The organism is Paenibacillus endoradicis (assembly GCF_024721975.1).
In genome coordinates this window covers 1,227,809-1,242,595 of sequence record NZ_JANQBB010000001.1, presented here as the reverse complement: position 1 = coordinate 1,242,595, position 14,787 = coordinate 1,227,809, and the positions used below count along the sequence as shown (strand labels likewise).

General features: G+C 39.3%; 16 protein-coding genes. 14 read left to right on the top strand and 2 right to left on the bottom strand.

All coding sequences use genetic code 11. The features are described from left to right. The first annotated feature begins 13 nt into the window (after nucleotides 1–13). The 6 genes from NV377_RS05825 to NV377_RS05800 are packed head-to-tail and all read left to right on the top strand — an operon-like array spanning nucleotide 14 to nucleotide 4,783. On the top strand, nucleotides 14–838 hold the full coding sequence (locus NV377_RS05825; protein WP_258200208.1) for an ABC transporter ATP-binding protein: 825 nt from the start codon (nucleotides 14–16) through the stop codon (nucleotides 836–838). Next, complete coding sequence (locus tag NV377_RS05820) at nucleotides 838–1,710, top strand: ABC transporter permease (protein ID WP_258200207.1); 873 nt, start codon at nucleotides 838–840, stop codon at nucleotides 1,708–1,710. The genes NV377_RS05825 and NV377_RS05820 overlap by 1 nt, the downstream gene beginning before the upstream one ends. A gap of 48 nt (nucleotides 1,711–1,758) precedes the next feature. Next, nucleotides 1,759–2,790: an ABC transporter substrate-binding protein gene (locus NV377_RS05815; RefSeq protein WP_258200206.1), complete on the top strand. Its 1,032-nt coding sequence runs from the start codon at nucleotides 1,759–1,761 to the stop codon at nucleotides 2,788–2,790. Between the two features lie 20 nt (nucleotides 2,791–2,810). After that, nucleotides 2,811–3,023, top strand: a complete 213-nt coding sequence (locus tag NV377_RS05810) for a hypothetical protein (protein WP_258200205.1) — start codon at nucleotides 2,811–2,813, stop codon at nucleotides 3,021–3,023. Continuing rightward, nucleotides 2,986–4,365, top strand: coding sequence for an amidase (locus tag NV377_RS05805; protein WP_258200204.1), 1,380 nt, complete (start codon nucleotides 2,986–2,988; stop codon nucleotides 4,363–4,365). Before NV377_RS05810 ends, NV377_RS05805 begins: the two co-directional genes overlap by 38 nt. 28 nt (nucleotides 4,366–4,393) lie before the next feature. Beyond that, on the top strand, nucleotides 4,394–4,783 hold the full coding sequence (locus tag NV377_RS05800; RefSeq protein ID WP_258200203.1) for a RidA family protein: 390 nt from the start codon (nucleotides 4,394–4,396) through the stop codon (nucleotides 4,781–4,783). A gap of 56 nt (nucleotides 4,784–4,839) precedes the next feature. Here the strand turns inward: NV377_RS05800 and NV377_RS05795 are convergent, their stop codons facing one another. Then, nucleotides 4,840–5,481, bottom strand: coding sequence for a thiamine diphosphokinase (locus NV377_RS05795; protein WP_258200202.1), 642 nt, complete (start codon nucleotides 5,479–5,481; stop codon nucleotides 4,840–4,842). A 287-nt stretch (nucleotides 5,482–5,768) separates the two neighbouring features. Between NV377_RS05795 and NV377_RS05790 the strand changes: the two genes are divergently transcribed. Beyond that, nucleotides 5,769–6,257: a low molecular weight protein-tyrosine-phosphatase gene (locus NV377_RS05790; RefSeq protein ID WP_258200201.1), complete on the top strand. Its 489-nt coding sequence runs from the start codon at nucleotides 5,769–5,771 to the stop codon at nucleotides 6,255–6,257. Between the two features lie 350 nt (nucleotides 6,258–6,607). Here NV377_RS05790 and NV377_RS05785 read toward each other — a convergent pair whose 3' ends face one another. Then, nucleotides 6,608–7,345 (bottom strand): alpha/beta hydrolase, encoded by a 738-nt coding sequence (locus tag NV377_RS05785; protein ID WP_258200200.1) that lies wholly within the window; start codon nucleotides 7,343–7,345, stop codon nucleotides 6,608–6,610. 281 nt (nucleotides 7,346–7,626) lie between these two features. On the opposite strand from NV377_RS05785, the gene pdhA reads away from it, so the two are divergent. The 7 genes from pdhA (at nucleotide 7,627) to NV377_RS05750 (ending at nucleotide 14,787) form a co-directional block, all read left to right on the top strand. Continuing rightward, entirely contained in the window at nucleotides 7,627–8,694 is a 1,068-nt protein-coding gene (gene pdhA, locus NV377_RS05780; RefSeq protein ID WP_258200199.1) for a pyruvate dehydrogenase (acetyl-transferring) E1 component subunit alpha, read from the top strand. A 19-nt stretch (nucleotides 8,695–8,713) separates the two neighbouring features. Further along, nucleotides 8,714–9,691: an alpha-ketoacid dehydrogenase subunit beta gene (locus tag NV377_RS05775; protein WP_258200198.1), complete on the top strand. Its 978-nt coding sequence runs from the start codon at nucleotides 8,714–8,716 to the stop codon at nucleotides 9,689–9,691. A 79-nt stretch (nucleotides 9,692–9,770) separates the two neighbouring features. Next, nucleotides 9,771–11,042: a dihydrolipoamide acetyltransferase family protein gene (locus NV377_RS05770; protein ID WP_258200197.1), complete on the top strand. Its 1,272-nt coding sequence runs from the start codon at nucleotides 9,771–9,773 to the stop codon at nucleotides 11,040–11,042. Between the two features lie 3 nt (nucleotides 11,043–11,045). Further along, the gene (gene lpdA / locus NV377_RS05765) at nucleotides 11,046–12,464 is read left to right on the top strand and encodes a dihydrolipoyl dehydrogenase (protein ID WP_258200196.1); all 1,419 of its coding nucleotides are present in this window, start codon (nucleotides 11,046–11,048) and stop codon (nucleotides 12,462–12,464) included. Nucleotides 12,465–12,636: 172 nt separating this feature from the next. Beyond that, nucleotides 12,637–13,140 carry an acyl-CoA thioesterase gene (locus NV377_RS05760; protein WP_258200195.1) on the top strand — a complete coding sequence of 168 codons (504 nt, stop codon included), beginning with the start codon at nucleotides 12,637–12,639 and terminating at the stop codon, nucleotides 13,138–13,140. A 295-nt stretch (nucleotides 13,141–13,435) separates the two neighbouring features. After that, complete coding sequence (locus tag NV377_RS05755) at nucleotides 13,436–14,353, top strand: PLP-dependent cysteine synthase family protein (protein ID WP_258200194.1); 918 nt, start codon at nucleotides 13,436–13,438, stop codon at nucleotides 14,351–14,353. A 14-nt stretch (nucleotides 14,354–14,367) separates the two neighbouring features. Beyond that, nucleotides 14,368–14,787 carry a M67 family metallopeptidase gene (locus NV377_RS05750; RefSeq protein ID WP_258200380.1) on the top strand — a complete coding sequence of 140 codons (420 nt, stop codon included), beginning with the start codon at nucleotides 14,368–14,370 and terminating at the stop codon, nucleotides 14,785–14,787.

Below are 14,787 nucleotides of genomic sequence, written 5' to 3'. Positions count from 1 at the left end.
GCGGGCGAACAATATGGGGAATGATAATATATCTAACATTGACAGTGGTTTCAATTCGGAAATTGCTATTCAGCTTGAAGATGTGAGAAAAAACTTCATGAATAACGAAGGGGAATTAGTAAAAGTACTTGCAGGTATTTCAATGGAGGTGCGTAAGCAAGAATTCGTTAGTATTGTTGGTCCAAGTGGATGTGGTAAAAGTACAATTTTTAACATCATTGCAGGGTTACTAGAACCATCTGCAGGTCAAATATTAGTTGGTGGAGTTAATGTACAAGCAACAACTGGACATGTCGGTTATATGATGCAACGAGATTTGTTGCTACCTTGGCGCACGATTTTAGACAATGTTACTTTGGGGCTAGAGGTTAAAGGGTTGAATAAAAAAGATCGAGTTGAGCTAGCGATGACCTATCTCGAAAGATATAACCTAGATAGTTTTGCGAAATCCTATCCTTCCATGTTATCTGGCGGAATGAGACAGCGCGTTGCATTAATTCGAACATTAGTAACAGAACCAGAAATCATATTGCTAGATGAGCCATTCTCCGCATTAGATTATCAAACGAGATTAATTCTCGAAGATGAAATATTATCTATATTGAAAAATGAAGGTAAGACAGGGGTGTTGATTACTCATGACATTGAAGAAGCAATCTCAGTTTCTGATCGAGTATTCGTCATGAGTAATCGTCCAACCTATGTGAAGAAGATATATGAGATAGGATTAGCTAGTAAATATGGTTCAGCTATGAAAGCTAGAAGCGATGATGCCTTCAAGCAGTATTTTGAATCGATCTGGTCAGAATTAGACATTCAAATGGGGAGTGCGATCTAATGTCAAATACTACGAACTCAGCTGGAAAACAGCAATCATCAGTTCTAACTCCTTTCCGCCTTAATCCAATGCAAGCGGCGCGAATGAAAACAACGATTAACAATTTTGGATGGCGTATGTTAATTATCGGTGTTGTGTTAACCATCTGGGAAGTAATTGTACAAATGAAATGGGTTAACTCATTTCTACTAGGTTCACCACTGGAAATCTTTGATTCAGCTATTTTCCTTGCTAAATCTGGTGACTTATGGATTGATATTTTTGCAACAGTTCGTGCAACAGTGATTGGCTTTTTAGTTGGTAGTTTTCTTGGATCGTTATGTGGCCTTGCATTATGGTTTTCCAAACGTGTTGCACAAATCATTGATCCTTTCATTGTGGCATTAAACGGAGTACCTAAGTTGGCGCTAGCACCACTTATCATTATTTGGTTCGGGTCAGGTGTTACTTCGAAAATTATTCTTGCAACAGTTGCAACGTTCATTGTTGCTCTATTATCCGCTTATCAAGCGACTTTAGGAATCGATAGTTCTCAGATTAATTTGATGAAATCATTCGGTGCGAAGAAACATCAAATTTTTATGAAAATTATTGTACCAGCGTCATTGCCATGGATCATCTCCGCTTTCCGCATCAATATTGGATTAGCACTTGTATCCGTAGTGGGTGGAGAATTCATTTCATCAGATAAAGGATTAGGTCATATGATTTTCGTTCAAGGAAATTTATTCAATCTTCCTGCAGTATGGGTAGGGATTTTCACACTAATGTTAGTAGCGATCTTCTTGTATACATGTGTAGGCTTCTTGGAAAGAAAGCTATTACCTTGGAATGAGAGTACTGATTCAACTCCACGCGCTAATGGCGTGTAATAATCGATAGTTAACTTACTTTTAATACACAATTGGAGGAGAGAAATCATGAGAAAATTAAAATTTGTTACATTAATAATGGTAGTTATGGTGGTTTTATCAGCTTGTGGAACGAATAATGGTAATAATCAAGGAACAAGCACGAATACGAATGTCACTAACAATGGTGCCGATGCTACTGAATCAGTCATTACAGACAAAATTACTGTTTCAGAGGTATATCACAATTTATTGTACTTACCACTCTATGTTGCTAATGAAAAAGGGTTTTTGGCGGAGAATGGTATTGAATTAGAAACAATTTTAGCGGCAGGTAGTGGTCCAGCAGCATTAGCATCCGTTATGTCTGGAGAATCCACATTCTCGTTCCATGGACCAGAGCATGTTGCATTTGCTCGCTCTAATGGTGGGGAAGCTGTTTCTTTAAGTATCGTGTCTGGTAGTGCGCCAGTATGGGCAGTTGCAAAAGACGGTTCTGGTTTGTCAAAGCCTGAAGATTTCATTGGGAAAACCATTGTTACGGGTATTGCTCCAACAAGCTCAAACAGTCTTCTTCGTAAATTATTTGCCGATAACGGTATTGATATTAAAAATGATGTAACGATAACTGAAGTACAAAATGGTTCAGAGTTAGGCGCAATTCTAGCAGGGAAAGCTGATATAGCGGTAGTGTATGAGCCGCAACTTGATCAAGGGATCGCTCAAGGGTTAGAAATTGTATATGACTTTACGAAAGATTATCCTGATTTTGCATTTGCAACAATTAATAGTTCTCCTAAAGTATTGGCTGAACAGCCTGAACTAGTAAAACGTTTCGTAGCATCCATCGAAAAAGCGTTAGACTTTATTCATGAAAATGCAGATGAAACAAAAGAAATTGCTAAACAAGAGTTTCCAACGTTGGATCCATCTGTTGTTGAAGGTGCAGTTCAGCGGATGATCGATAGTGAAGTATATCCACATGACGGTGACTTGACGCCTTCTGCTTTTCAAAATGCAATTGATATGCAAAAGTTCATAGGTAATTTGAAAGTTGATGTTAACTATGAAGATATGGTAGATACAAGCTTTATGCCATAGAGGAACATGGGGGGATCATAATGAATTTGCAACAATGCTATATTTCATTTATTGAAGAAGAGCATCAAAAATATACAACAGGTTTTATAACGGAAGAGGAGCAACTGAGTTTCATTGCTGATTTGCGGAAGTTGAGAAACTTCTGCTTATCACCTCTCATTGGACCAAATCAGTTATATCAAGAGGTGAAAAGTTATGACAGACAATCAACTACAATCGCTAACAATAGCTGAGCAAGCCTCACGTATTAGAAGTAAGGAGTTATCGCCAGTAGAGTTGATTCAAAGTTATATTCAATCAATCGAAGATAGAGAGCCATATGTGCAAGCATTTGTAACGTTAACGCTCGATCAAGCCGTTCATCATGCCAAGATAGCAGAAACTGAAATAATGAGAGGAAACTACCTTGGACCACTTCATGGAATTCCTTATGGTGTGAAAGATATTATATGGACCGCAGGGATTAGAACGACTGGTGGTTCAAATGTATTTCCTGATTTTATCCCAGCGGAAGATGCTGCCGTTGTTCAAAGATTATCTGCTGCGGGTGCAATTGTTATTGGCAAGACGACAACGACTGAATTTGCCTATCAAGGCGGTGAGCCACCAACTCGTAACCCTTGGAATCTTAAGCTTACACCTGGAGGCTCAAGTTCGGGTTCTGCAGCAGCAGTTTCAGCATCAATGAGCTCATTCTCTCTTGGAACGCAAACATATGGCTCGCTTATTAGACCAGCGTCCTACAATGGATTAACGTGTATGAAGCCTACTTTCGGAAGGGTAAGTCGTCACGGAGTATATATTGCTAGTTGGAGTCTTGATCATATTGGTGCTTTTACTAGAACGGTAGAAGATCAAGCGCTCGTATTAGAAGCAATATGTGGCAGTGATTATCGAGATCCACATTCAATTAATGAAGAAACAGTAACTTATTCTGATCTTAATAAGAAGAGTGCCGCTGGTATGACCATTGGTATTCCAGATTCGTACTTTATTGCGGAAGATATTGAAATTCAACAAGCATTTGATGAAGCGGTTAACGTATTACTATCGTTAGGGATGGATGTAGTCAAAGTGAAAATACCAGAAATGATAGAGGTTGCTGATGCGGCTCATAAGATGGTTATGAGAGCAGAAGGTGCAGAGTATCATGCTGAACATTATGAAGACAAACGTCTAAGTTATGGGCCAAACATGCGAGAACAATTAGAGTTAGGTCATGAGATGAAAGCAGTAGATTATATTCGGGCTCAACGTATTCGTACATTGTTCCGGCAACAAATGATGGAGTTGTTTGATTCTATAGACGTATTGTTAACTCCAGCAACGGTTCATCTCCCGAAAGCTGGTTATAAGACGGGCAATCCTAGATTTAATGGTCCGTTTACGAATGCAGGCTTACCAGCGATGACGATTCCTGCTGGTTTTGATGAGCAGCGAGGTGTTCCAGTCGGTGTTCAATTGGTTGCCGCGTGGAATCGAGAGGATCAATTACTTAAGGTTGGCTCAGCATTTCAACAAGTTACCAATTATCATAGTAGACGAGCGCAACTATCTGTAGAAGTAAAGCAATAATAAATTGTATATGAATGGAGGAACGATAATGTCGCAAGTTTATCAAAGTGATGCCGCCCCACAATTCCCACTGCCTTTCTCCCATGCAGTGCGCACTGGAGATTATGTATTTATATCCGGTCAAGTTGGTGTAGATCCGCAATCATTAGTACCACTTGGGGATATAGCAGCAGAAACGAGACAATGTATTAATAATATTGAAGCGGTACTAGTAAGTTGTGGATTAACGTTAGATCATATTGTGAGAGTGGCCACTCATCTTGCAGATATGAATGAGCAATCAATTTATAATGAAGTTTATTCGCAAATGATTAAAGCGCCATATCCGACAAGGATCACAGTTGGGAGCTCATTAGGGTCGTTTCGTATCGAGATGGAAGCAATAGCGTATGCACCTTCCACGAGACAAATAGTATAAAAGCAATAAAAAGGCGTTAACCTCAAGAGAGTGTTAACGCCTTTTTATTACTTTTATTAATCATTCGATTGTATAACTAGTAATTGTCCTGATGATATATGAATAGTTCCTTCACTATCTATAAGCTCATTACTAACTCCGATCGATTCACCCTTTTTAATTGTTGCGTCATGAAGTGGGTATTTGAACCCTTCGAGCGTTATACCTGTGACGACTTCGGAGTAAGGCAATAGAGATACATAATGATAATGATCGCGTATAACGTGTAATGAGTCTTGCATGAGCTGAATGCGATTGTGAGCATCAATTAAGCACGCTTTAATGTCTTTTTGAAGCGCTAATGATAACAACTGAATATTTCCTAGTGAATGATCGAATCTCGTGCCAAGACCACCTAGTAATATTATTTCGGTGCTGCCACGTTCGATCGCGTGTAGAAATGAAAGTTCAGTATCCGTATAATCTTTATCAATGGCATCGAAACTTAGTATTTCTTTGCTTTTTTGTTGAATGATGTGATATTGTTCCTTTGTTACGGAATCAAAATCACCAATTGAGATATTAGGAGTGAATCCATTGTCTAATAGAAATTGTGCGCCGCGATCTGCTCCAATAAGATAATGCTCTTGGTTTATGTAGGGTAGTGCCCATTCACCAAGCTGACCACCACTACAAATGATACTGATCTGTGATTGCATATTGATTTCCTTTCTATAGGTAGTTCAAAAAGCAGACTATAATAACGATGGTACGCTTCGTAGTGTACCATCTTCTCGATTTGCGAAAGCCTACTTATTGAGCCTTCATTTTATAGGATAGTTCATACTACTTAATAATATAAAGGAATAGATCATAAATGTCATGTGTTACAACAGATTTGCACTTTCGTAAGATCAGTATGTAATGATTCTTCTAAATGAGGTTGTTCGTTGGGATACTTTTCGCTATTATATATAGAAGCATTGAAAAGAAAAGAGGAACTAACATGACTAGAAAAACAAAGGTATTATTCGTATGTCTTGGAAATATATGCAGATCACCGATGGCTGAAGCGGTGATGCGCCATTTCGTTATGGAAGAGAAATTAGCTGATGTGATCGAGGTTGACTCTGCTGGAACAGGGGATTGGCATATTGGCAAACAACCGCACGAAGGAACTAGAACGTTGTTAGACAATAAGCAAATTTCATATACAGGTATGAAAGCTCGTCAAATTACTGGTTCAGACGAGGTGGATTTTCAATATATCGTTTGTATGGATGATCAAAACTTGAAGGATGTACAGGCTGTCTTCAATGCTGCAAAGGCTGATGGTGCTAAAGGTAAAGTAATTACGTTTATGTCTTTAGTCGACGGAGCGGAAGTTACAGAAGTTCCTGATCCCTACTACACTGGTAATTTTGAATATGTGTATGAATTAATTGATGAGGGTTGTAGAAAGTTGCTAGAAGATATTAAAAGTGAGTGGAAGTAAGACTGATAGTAGTTAGAGAGAGTCTGAAGAACTTTACATATCTAACAACAAACAAGGAGTATAACAGTTGAGATGTTTTCTCATGCTGTTATACTCCTTTTTATATATGCTACGTTAGCTTACTCATCGTTATCAAAGTCTGCTTGTTGAACTACCTCTTCCAATGAAAGTTCAAAAAGCGGGCTTTCAGAACCGAGAAGATGGAGCGCTACTTGAGGAAGGAGGAAACGCAAGGGTACGTCATTGGTACACGCGTACCGGACTTCCCAAGTTCACTGCATATTCAATGTCGAATATGCTACGTTAGCTTATTCATCGTTATCAAAGTTTGCTTGTTGAACTACCTCTGTTTAGCCTTCCGGTATGAAGTAGCGTATGGCTGCTGGCACTTCTTTCTGCCAAAAACCCCATTGATGACGACCATCTTTTTCTTCGTAAAAGATTTTAGCATCTCTTTCTTCTAATAGATGTTTCATCTCACGATTCAATTGCACGAAGTTATATACTCCAGTATCCGTTTCATATGCTTCTTCTTGTAATCCTACAATCATGAAAATATCTAACCATTCGAGATCACCAAGTGTAGCAACAATATTTTGCGAAGCGCCATAGAAAGCACCTGACATTGACATTACTTTTGTAAATAAATCAGGATTCTGTAATGCAATGTGTAATGATACTGTACCACCGAGTGAATCACCTGCTAATACTCGTTCTTCTGGCGTAGTGCGAACCGGATAATGTTCTTCAATATAAGGAAGCAATTCTTCGACAAAGAAATCAACATAAGCTTGATGTTTCAATCCATCGGGTGAATATTCAGATGTTCTAACAGATTTATCAACATCGACACCGACAATGATGAATGGTTCTATCCCTTCGTCGAGGATTAGCTCCTGAGCGGTAGTAGCGATTCTACCGAAGTTGAAGAAATCTTCACCATCCTGACAATAGATAACCGGATAACTAAGTATTTCATTATAGCCTGGAGGTAAGTAAATTCTTAAGTTGCGGCTTCCTTCAGGTAAAATATTGCTTGTTACTGTACTTTTCAAGATCGTACGCTTGAGATAGCGAGCGTCTGTCATTACTAAAAATCTCCTTTGAATTGTAGTATGGAAAATTAGATTATAGGGAAAATAAAAGGTAACCTGTAAAATGAAAGCAAAATATGGCTTTTGTATTATACTGTTATAGTCAAAATATTAATCTGTTATATATACAATTTGATGAGTAAATGATGAGAATTCGCTAAAATTAGCGACTTTTTGCTTTTTTGCTTTGACCATCAACATTAAACAGGGTTATAATAATTCTATAACAGAGACACACAATTTTCAAATATTTTAAGATGAGGTGAGCGTTCTCCATGAGCAAATTGCCATATGAAGTTCAATCAGAGCCAGTTGCACCACTATTTGTACTAACATTAGATGGTGAAGTTGCTAATCCGGAATATATGCCGGATCTTACTGATGAGCAATTGAAAGAAGTTATGTATCGCATGGTATTCACTCGTACTTGGGACGAGCGTGCTATTAACTTAGGACGTCAAGGTCGTCTTGGTTTCTATGCACCAGTTTCTGGTCAAGAAGCATCCATGATTGGTAGTGAATATGCACTTAATAAAGATGATTTTGTAGCTCCTGGTTACCGTGATATGCCACAAATCGTATGGCACGGTCTTCCACTTTATCAAGCTTTCTTGTATTCTCGTGGTCATCAACATGGTGGTCAAATTCCTGAAGGCGTAAACGTATTAATGCCTCAAATTATTATTGGTGCACAAGTGCTTCATGCAATGGGCGTAGCAATGGCATTCAAAAAGAAAAATCAAAAAAATGTTGCTATTACGTACACGGGTGACGGCGGTTCATCTGAAGGTGACTTCTACGAAGCAATGAACTTCGCAGGTGCTTTCAAACTTCCGACAATTTTCGTTGTGCAAAATAACGGCTATGCAATTACTACACCTTATGCTAAGCAAACAGCAGCTCTTTCTGTAGCTCATAAAGCTATTGCTGCAGGTATCGTTGGTCAACAAGTTGATGGTATGGACGTTCTTGCTGTTATTAAAGCAGTTCAAGATGCTGCTAAGCGTGGCCGTGATGGTGAAGGTGCAACTTTACTTGAATTACTAACTTATCGTTTCCGTCCGCATTCTCTTGCAGATGATACGACTAAATATCGTACTAAGGATGAGGAAGCAGAATGGGCGCTTAAAGATCCACTTACTCGCTTCGGTAAATTCCTTGAGAAAAAAGGTCTTTGGACAGAAGAAGATACGCTTCGCGTAAAAGAAGAAGCTAAAGCAGCTGTAACTGAGAACATCAAAAAAGCAGAGCAAACTGAGAAAATGACAGTTGCTGGACTTATTGATTCTATGTTTGAGCACACACCGCAACACTTGGAAGCTCAAAAAGCTGATTTCGAGTAATAGGGAGGATAAATCGACCATGGCACAAATGAATATGTTAGAAGCAATTCGCGATGCGATGCGCGTAGAACTTACACGTGATCCTAACGTTGTACTCTTTGGTGAAGATGTAGGTCATGTTGGCGGTGTATTCCGTGTAACTGAAGGTTTACAAAAAGAATTTGGTGAGGATAGAGTATTCGATACTCCACTTGCTGAATCTGCAATTGCTGGTATGGCAGTTGGTATGGGTATTCAAGGCTTCCGTCCGGTAGCGGAAATCCAATTCGTTGGTTTCATCTATGAAGCACTTGACCAAATGTTCGTTCAAGCAGCGCGTATGCGTTACCGTTCTGGTGGACGTTATAACTCACCAATCGTATTCCGTACACCTTTCGGTGGTGGAGTAAAAGCTGCTGAGCTTCATACAGATTCTCTTGAAGGTCTTGCGATCCAGACTCCTGGTATCAAAGTAGTTATTCCTTCAAATCCTTACGATGCAAAAGGTCTTATGATCTCTGCTATCCGTGATAATGATCCAGTATTCTTCATGGAACATCTTAACTTATATCGCGCATTCCGTGATGAAGTTCCTGAAGGTGAATATACAATCGAAATCGGTAAAGCAAATGTAGTTCGTGAAGGTTCTGATGTAACGATCCTTGCTTACGGTATGATGGTTCATACAGCTCAAAAAGCTGCTGATGAGCTTGAAAAACAAGGCGTGAAAGTAGAAGTTATCGATCTACGTACACTTATGCCTTTAGATATTGATACAATCGTGGCTTCAATTCAAAAAACTAACCGTTGTATTATTGTTCAAGAAGCTCAAAAAACTTCTGGAGCAGCAGCGGAAATTATTGCACAAGTGAATGAGCACGCAATTCTACACCTTGAAGCACCTGTACTTCGTGTAGCTGGTCCTGATACAGTGTATCCTTATGCACAAATCGAAGATCAATGGCTTCCAAGTCCTGCTCGTGTTATTGCGGCAGTGAACAAAGTACTAAATTTCTAATCTAATTGACATAATGAATTTGATATAAAAGCTTAAGCCTGTCAGCAAGGCAGGCTAAGCAACAAGGAGGTAAATTTCCGTGGCTAAATTCGAGTACCGATTTCCAGAGCTAGGTGAAGGTTTACATGAAGGCGAAATTGTTAAAGTACTAATTACTGTAGGTCAAGCAGTAACTGACGACGATATCATTATGGAAGTTCAAAATGATAAAGCTATCGTTGAAGTTCCATGTCCTGTTAACGGTAAAGTACTAGAAGTATTGATGAAAGATGGCGAAACTCGCAAAGTTGGCGAAGTTGTAGCTATTATCGAAGCTGAAGGTGAAATTCCTGAAGGTCTTGGCGGCGCAGCTGAAGAAGCAAAAGAAGAAGCTCCAGCTCCAGTAGCGGCAGCGACTCCTGCAGCAGCAGCAGCTCCAGCAGTATCTGATAATGCATCAGTTCTTGCAACTCCAAGCACTCGTAAATTCGCTCGTGAGCAAGGTGTAGATATTAAACAAGTAGCTGGTACTGGCAAAAATGGCCGTATCACTCGCGAAGATGTTTCAGGATTCGGTGGTGCTCCAGTAGCAACTCCAGCAACTGAAACAGCAGTGGCTCCGGCAGCTGAAGCAAAAGCTGCAGCACCAGTTGTTACTGGTAGTGCATATCGTCCAGAAGAACGCGTACCATTCAAAGGTATTCGTAAAGTTATCGCTGGCGCTATGTCCAAATCAGTATATACTGCTCCTCACGTAACAATTATGGATGAAGTTGACGTTACTGAACTTGTTGCTCTACGTACGAAATACAAACCTTACGCAGAGAAAAAAGGTTCTAAACTAACTTATCTTCCATTTATCGTAAAAGCTCTTGTATCTGCTTGTCGTGAGTTCCCAATTATGAACTCTACACTTGATGAAGTTAATCAAGAGATCGTTTACCGTAAATTCTATAACGTAGGTATCGCTACTGATACTGAGAACGGTCTAATCGTTCCAGTTGTTGAAGATGCTGATCGTAAAAACTTGTTTGCAATTGCAGACAACATTCGTGATCTAGCTGTTAAAGGTCGTGAAGGTAAACTTGCTGCTAACGAATTACGTGGTAGCACAATTACAATTTCTAACATTGGTTCTGCTGGCGGTATGTTCTTCACTCCAGTTATCAACTTCCCAGAAGTTGCTATTCTTGGTACAGGTCGTATCTCTGAAAAAGCTATTGTACGTAATGGCGAACTAGTAGCAGCTCCAGTTATGGCTCTTTCTCTAAGCTTTGACCACCGTCTAATTGATGGTGCAACTGCTCAAAACTTCATGAACCACATTAAAAAGCTTTTGGCACAGCCTGAGCTATTCATTATGGAGGTGTAAGAGATGGTAGTAGGTGACGCTTCATTAGATATTGACACATTAGTCATTGGTGCTGGTCCTGGTGGTTATGTAGCCGCTATTCGTGCTGCACAACTTGGACACAAAGTACTTTGTGTAGATAAAGGAACTGTTGGTGGTGTATGTCTGAACGTTGGATGTATTCCTTCTAAAGCTCTAATCTCAGCTTCTCATCAATATGAGAACGTTAGCCACGCTTCAACTTTCGGTATCGAGGTTGGCGAAGCTAAAGTAGATTGGGCACAAGTTCAGAGTTTCAAAGACGGCATCGTTAATAAACTTACTGGCGGCGTAGCTGCATTGCTTAAAGCAAACAAAGTTGAATATTTCAACGGCGAAGTAATGTTCATTAACCAAAACGAAGCTCGTGTATTTAACGATCAAGAAGCTCCTCGTTACCGTTTCAAAAACTGTATTATTGCGACTGGATCCCGTCCAATCGAACTTAAAGCTTTCCCTTATGGTGGACGTATCGTTTCTTCTACTGGAGCGCTTAAACTTCCTGAAATTCCTAAAAGCATCGTAGTTATTGGTGGAGGCTATATCGGTATCGAGCTTAGCCAAATGTACTCTAACTATGGTACTCAAGTAACAGTTATCGAAGGTTCTGATTCAATCCTTCCAGGATTTGATAAAGATGTTTCTGCAGTTGTTGCTAAGAAATTCAAAGGTAAAGGTGCGAACATCATTACTGGTGCTCAAGCTAAAGCTGCAACTCAAACAGAAAATGATGTAACAGTAACATATTCTGTTGGTGATAAAGAAGAGTCAATTACTGCTGATTATCTTCTAGTAACTGTTGGTCGTCGTCCTAATACTGACGGTGAACTAGGTCTAGATCTAATCGATGTAAAAATGACTGATCGTGGTCTAATTGAAGTTGATGAGTACGGTCGTACTAATATTCCTCATATCTATGCGATTGGTGATATCGTTCCTGGTCTTGCACTTGCTCACAAAGCAATGTATGAAGGTCGTATCGCTGCTGAACATATGTCTGGTCTTGCTAGCGCTGTTGATTACAAATGTATCCCAGCAGTTTGCTTCTCTGATCCAGAAATCGGTAGCGTAGGTATTAGCGAAGGCGAAGCAAAAGCACAAGGTCTTAATGTTAAAGTTGGTAAATTCAACTATGGCGTTAATGGTCGTGCAATGAGCTTAAATGCAACAGAAGGTTTCGTTAAACTTATCGGTGATGCTGAGACTGGCCTATTGCTAGGTGCTCAAATCGTTGGTCTTGAAGCTTCAAACTTGATTGCTGAGCTTGCTCTAGGAATCGAGATGGGCGCTACAATTGAAGACATCGCTCTTACAATCCATGCTCACCCAACACTTGGTGAAATCGTTCTTGATGCAGCTGAAATGCTTCTAGGACATCCAATCCATGCAATTGCAAAAAAATAATATACAATAATTAGTTTGACGACAGATTATTGTGCTCATTAAGGTTTCAAGTGACATATGATCATATATGTTACTTGGAACCTTTTTCATAGGTTGTTCAAAATATTGGCTCGTGATCACGATGTCAACATTGTGAACTTCAATACAGTTGCAAAAGAAATGAGGGACTACCATGGATTTGGGTAAAAAGACACCTGCGGATTCGTTTACACTTATGACACAACTTATATTTCCGTCCGATACGAACCACTATGATACGATGTTCGGTGGACGATTGATGGAATATATGGATAAAGCTGCGGCGATTGCAGCGATGAGACATGCGCGTACAAGATCAGTTACAGCTTCCATGGATAGTATCGATTTTCTAGCGCCGATCATGATTGGTGAAGTTATTGAGGTGAAAGCTTTCGTATCATGGACACACCGTAGCTCGATGGAAATTTACGTAACAGTTACAGCAGAAAATTTATTTACTGGAGAAAAAAAACGTACCGTTAACGCATTTTTTACGTTTGTAGCACTTGGCGATAATGGGCGTCCAGTCGCTGTTCCTGAATTAGAGCCACAAACTGATTTTGAAAAACAATTGTTTAATGATGCTCCTGAGCGTCACGCATTACGTAAAAAACGTAAGCTGGAACAAAAGAATGGGGTCCAACAAGAAGGAATATAGGTTGTAAAATAATAATAAATAATAGATTGTTACGCATTGTGAACAACTCGAAAATGAAAAGTAGATTAATTGCATTAAATACTTATAAAGTTTAAAATTACAATATATGGTTTACTGTGTTTGGTTGATGTGATATAGTGTGATTATATTTGAATATGTGAAAGCCTACTGGATAATCCAATGGTCTTTGAATAATAACGGTGAAGCGCCCGTTATTATTCAAAGACCATTTTTGTTTTTATCTCTCAAAGTAATATGTAGTGATGTCGAAGAAAGACAACTAAGGAGTGATAGAGTGACAGAGCAAAAGCTTATTATTCAATCGATTGGTCAAACTCCGTTAATCCGTCTTAATAACATAAACATTGCATTACAAGAAAGAGGAGTGCAGGTGTTAGCGAAAGCAGAGCATCTAAATCCAAGCGGCTCAGTAAAGGATCGAGCAGCTAAGGCAATGATTAATTCTGGTATTAGAACAGGAGAACTTATAAAAGGAAAATCAATTATTGATGGAACAAGTGGCAATACTGGAATAGCTTATGCGATGATTGGTGCTGCGCTTGGATATCAGGTAACGCTATGCTTACCTGCAAATGCTAATCAGGAACGAAAGCAAATATTACGAGCCTATGGAGCTACGATTATAGAAAGTGACCCATTAGAAGGCTCAGATGGTGCACAGCTTATGGCAAAGCAAATCGCAGAAGAACATCCAGAACGTTACTTCTATCCTGATCAATATAATAATCAAGAAAATTGGCTAATACATTATCATACTACTGCAATAGAAATATGGGAGCAAAGTAACAAGTGTGTGACACACTTCGTTGCAGGAATGGGCACGTCAGGAACATTTATTGGTACATCAAGAAAATTAAAGGAATTGAATCCTAGTCTGCAAGCTATTGCCATGCAACCTGACTCTCCAATTCATGGACTGGAAGGTATGAAGCATATGGATACTACATTGAAGCCTGGTATTTATGATGCTGATCTAGCAGATGACGTAATTGAAATTGATACGGATGATGCTATTGATACTTCATTAAGATTAGCTCGTAATGAAGGTTTATTTGTTGGAATTAGTGCTGGAGGGAATGTTAAAGCGGCACTTAAAGTAGCTGAGACAGCACCATCAGGCTCAGTAATTGTAACGATTCTTTGTGATAGTGGAATGAGATATTTGAGTGAGGACATTTGGGAGAGGGGGTAATTCACGTGATCGTAATGTCTACTGAGCACATCTCTGCTATCTATCAACATGGACAAGAAGATTATCCTTATGAATGTTGTGGTGTAGTTATTGGAGAGCTGCGTTCATCAGGAGAGAAAATTGTGAAGCATTTGCAACCTATTATCAATGAAAGAGAAGATGAAGCAAAGCATAATCGTTTTTTAATATCTGCGGATTCTATGCTGAAAAGTGAGCTGCATGCCCAAAAGCTCGGATTAGATGTTCTTGGCTTTTATCACTCTCATCCAGATCATCCAGCTATACCATCAAGTTTTGATCAAGAGCATGCATGGCCAACTTATTCATATTTAATTGTTTCAGTTATCAAAGGGGAATCTAACGAGCTAACATCGTGGGAGCTGCTGTCAGATCGAACCGCGTTTCAACCAGAAACTATTAGAGAGGAGAATTAA

Excerpts from the sequence above, each read along its gene's own strand:
- NV377_RS05825 (WP_258200208.1), top strand. The coding sequence starts at position 14 with ATGGGGAATGATAATATATCTAACATTGACAGTGGTTTCAATTCGGAA.
- NV377_RS05820 (WP_258200207.1), top strand. The coding sequence starts at position 838 with ATGTCAAATACTACGAACTCAGCTGGAAAACAGCAATCATCAGTTCTA.
- NV377_RS05815 (WP_258200206.1), top strand. The coding sequence starts at position 1,759 with ATGAGAAAATTAAAATTTGTTACATTAATAATGGTAGTTATGGTGGTT.
- NV377_RS05810 (WP_258200205.1), top strand. The coding sequence starts at position 2,811 with ATGAATTTGCAACAATGCTATATTTCATTTATTGAAGAAGAGCATCAA.
- NV377_RS05805 (WP_258200204.1), top strand. The coding sequence starts at position 2,986 with ATGACAGACAATCAACTACAATCGCTAACAATAGCTGAGCAAGCCTCA.
- NV377_RS05800 (WP_258200203.1), top strand. The coding sequence starts at position 4,394 with ATGTCGCAAGTTTATCAAAGTGATGCCGCCCCACAATTCCCACTGCCT.
- NV377_RS05795 (WP_258200202.1), bottom strand. The coding sequence starts at position 5,481 with ATGCAATCACAGATCAGTATCATTTGTAGTGGTGGTCAGCTTGGTGAA.
- NV377_RS05790 (WP_258200201.1), top strand. The coding sequence starts at position 5,769 with ATGACTAGAAAAACAAAGGTATTATTCGTATGTCTTGGAAATATATGC.
- NV377_RS05785 (WP_258200200.1), bottom strand. The coding sequence starts at position 7,345 with ATGACAGACGCTCGCTATCTCAAGCGTACGATCTTGAAAAGTACAGTA.
- pdhA (WP_258200199.1), top strand. The coding sequence starts at position 7,627 with ATGAGCAAATTGCCATATGAAGTTCAATCAGAGCCAGTTGCACCACTA.
- NV377_RS05775 (WP_258200198.1), top strand. The coding sequence starts at position 8,714 with ATGGCACAAATGAATATGTTAGAAGCAATTCGCGATGCGATGCGCGTA.
- lpdA (WP_258200196.1), top strand. The coding sequence starts at position 11,046 with ATGGTAGTAGGTGACGCTTCATTAGATATTGACACATTAGTCATTGGT.
- NV377_RS05760 (WP_258200195.1), top strand. The coding sequence starts at position 12,637 with ATGGATTTGGGTAAAAAGACACCTGCGGATTCGTTTACACTTATGACA.
- NV377_RS05750 (WP_258200380.1), top strand. The coding sequence starts at position 14,368 with ATGTCTACTGAGCACATCTCTGCTATCTATCAACATGGACAAGAAGAT.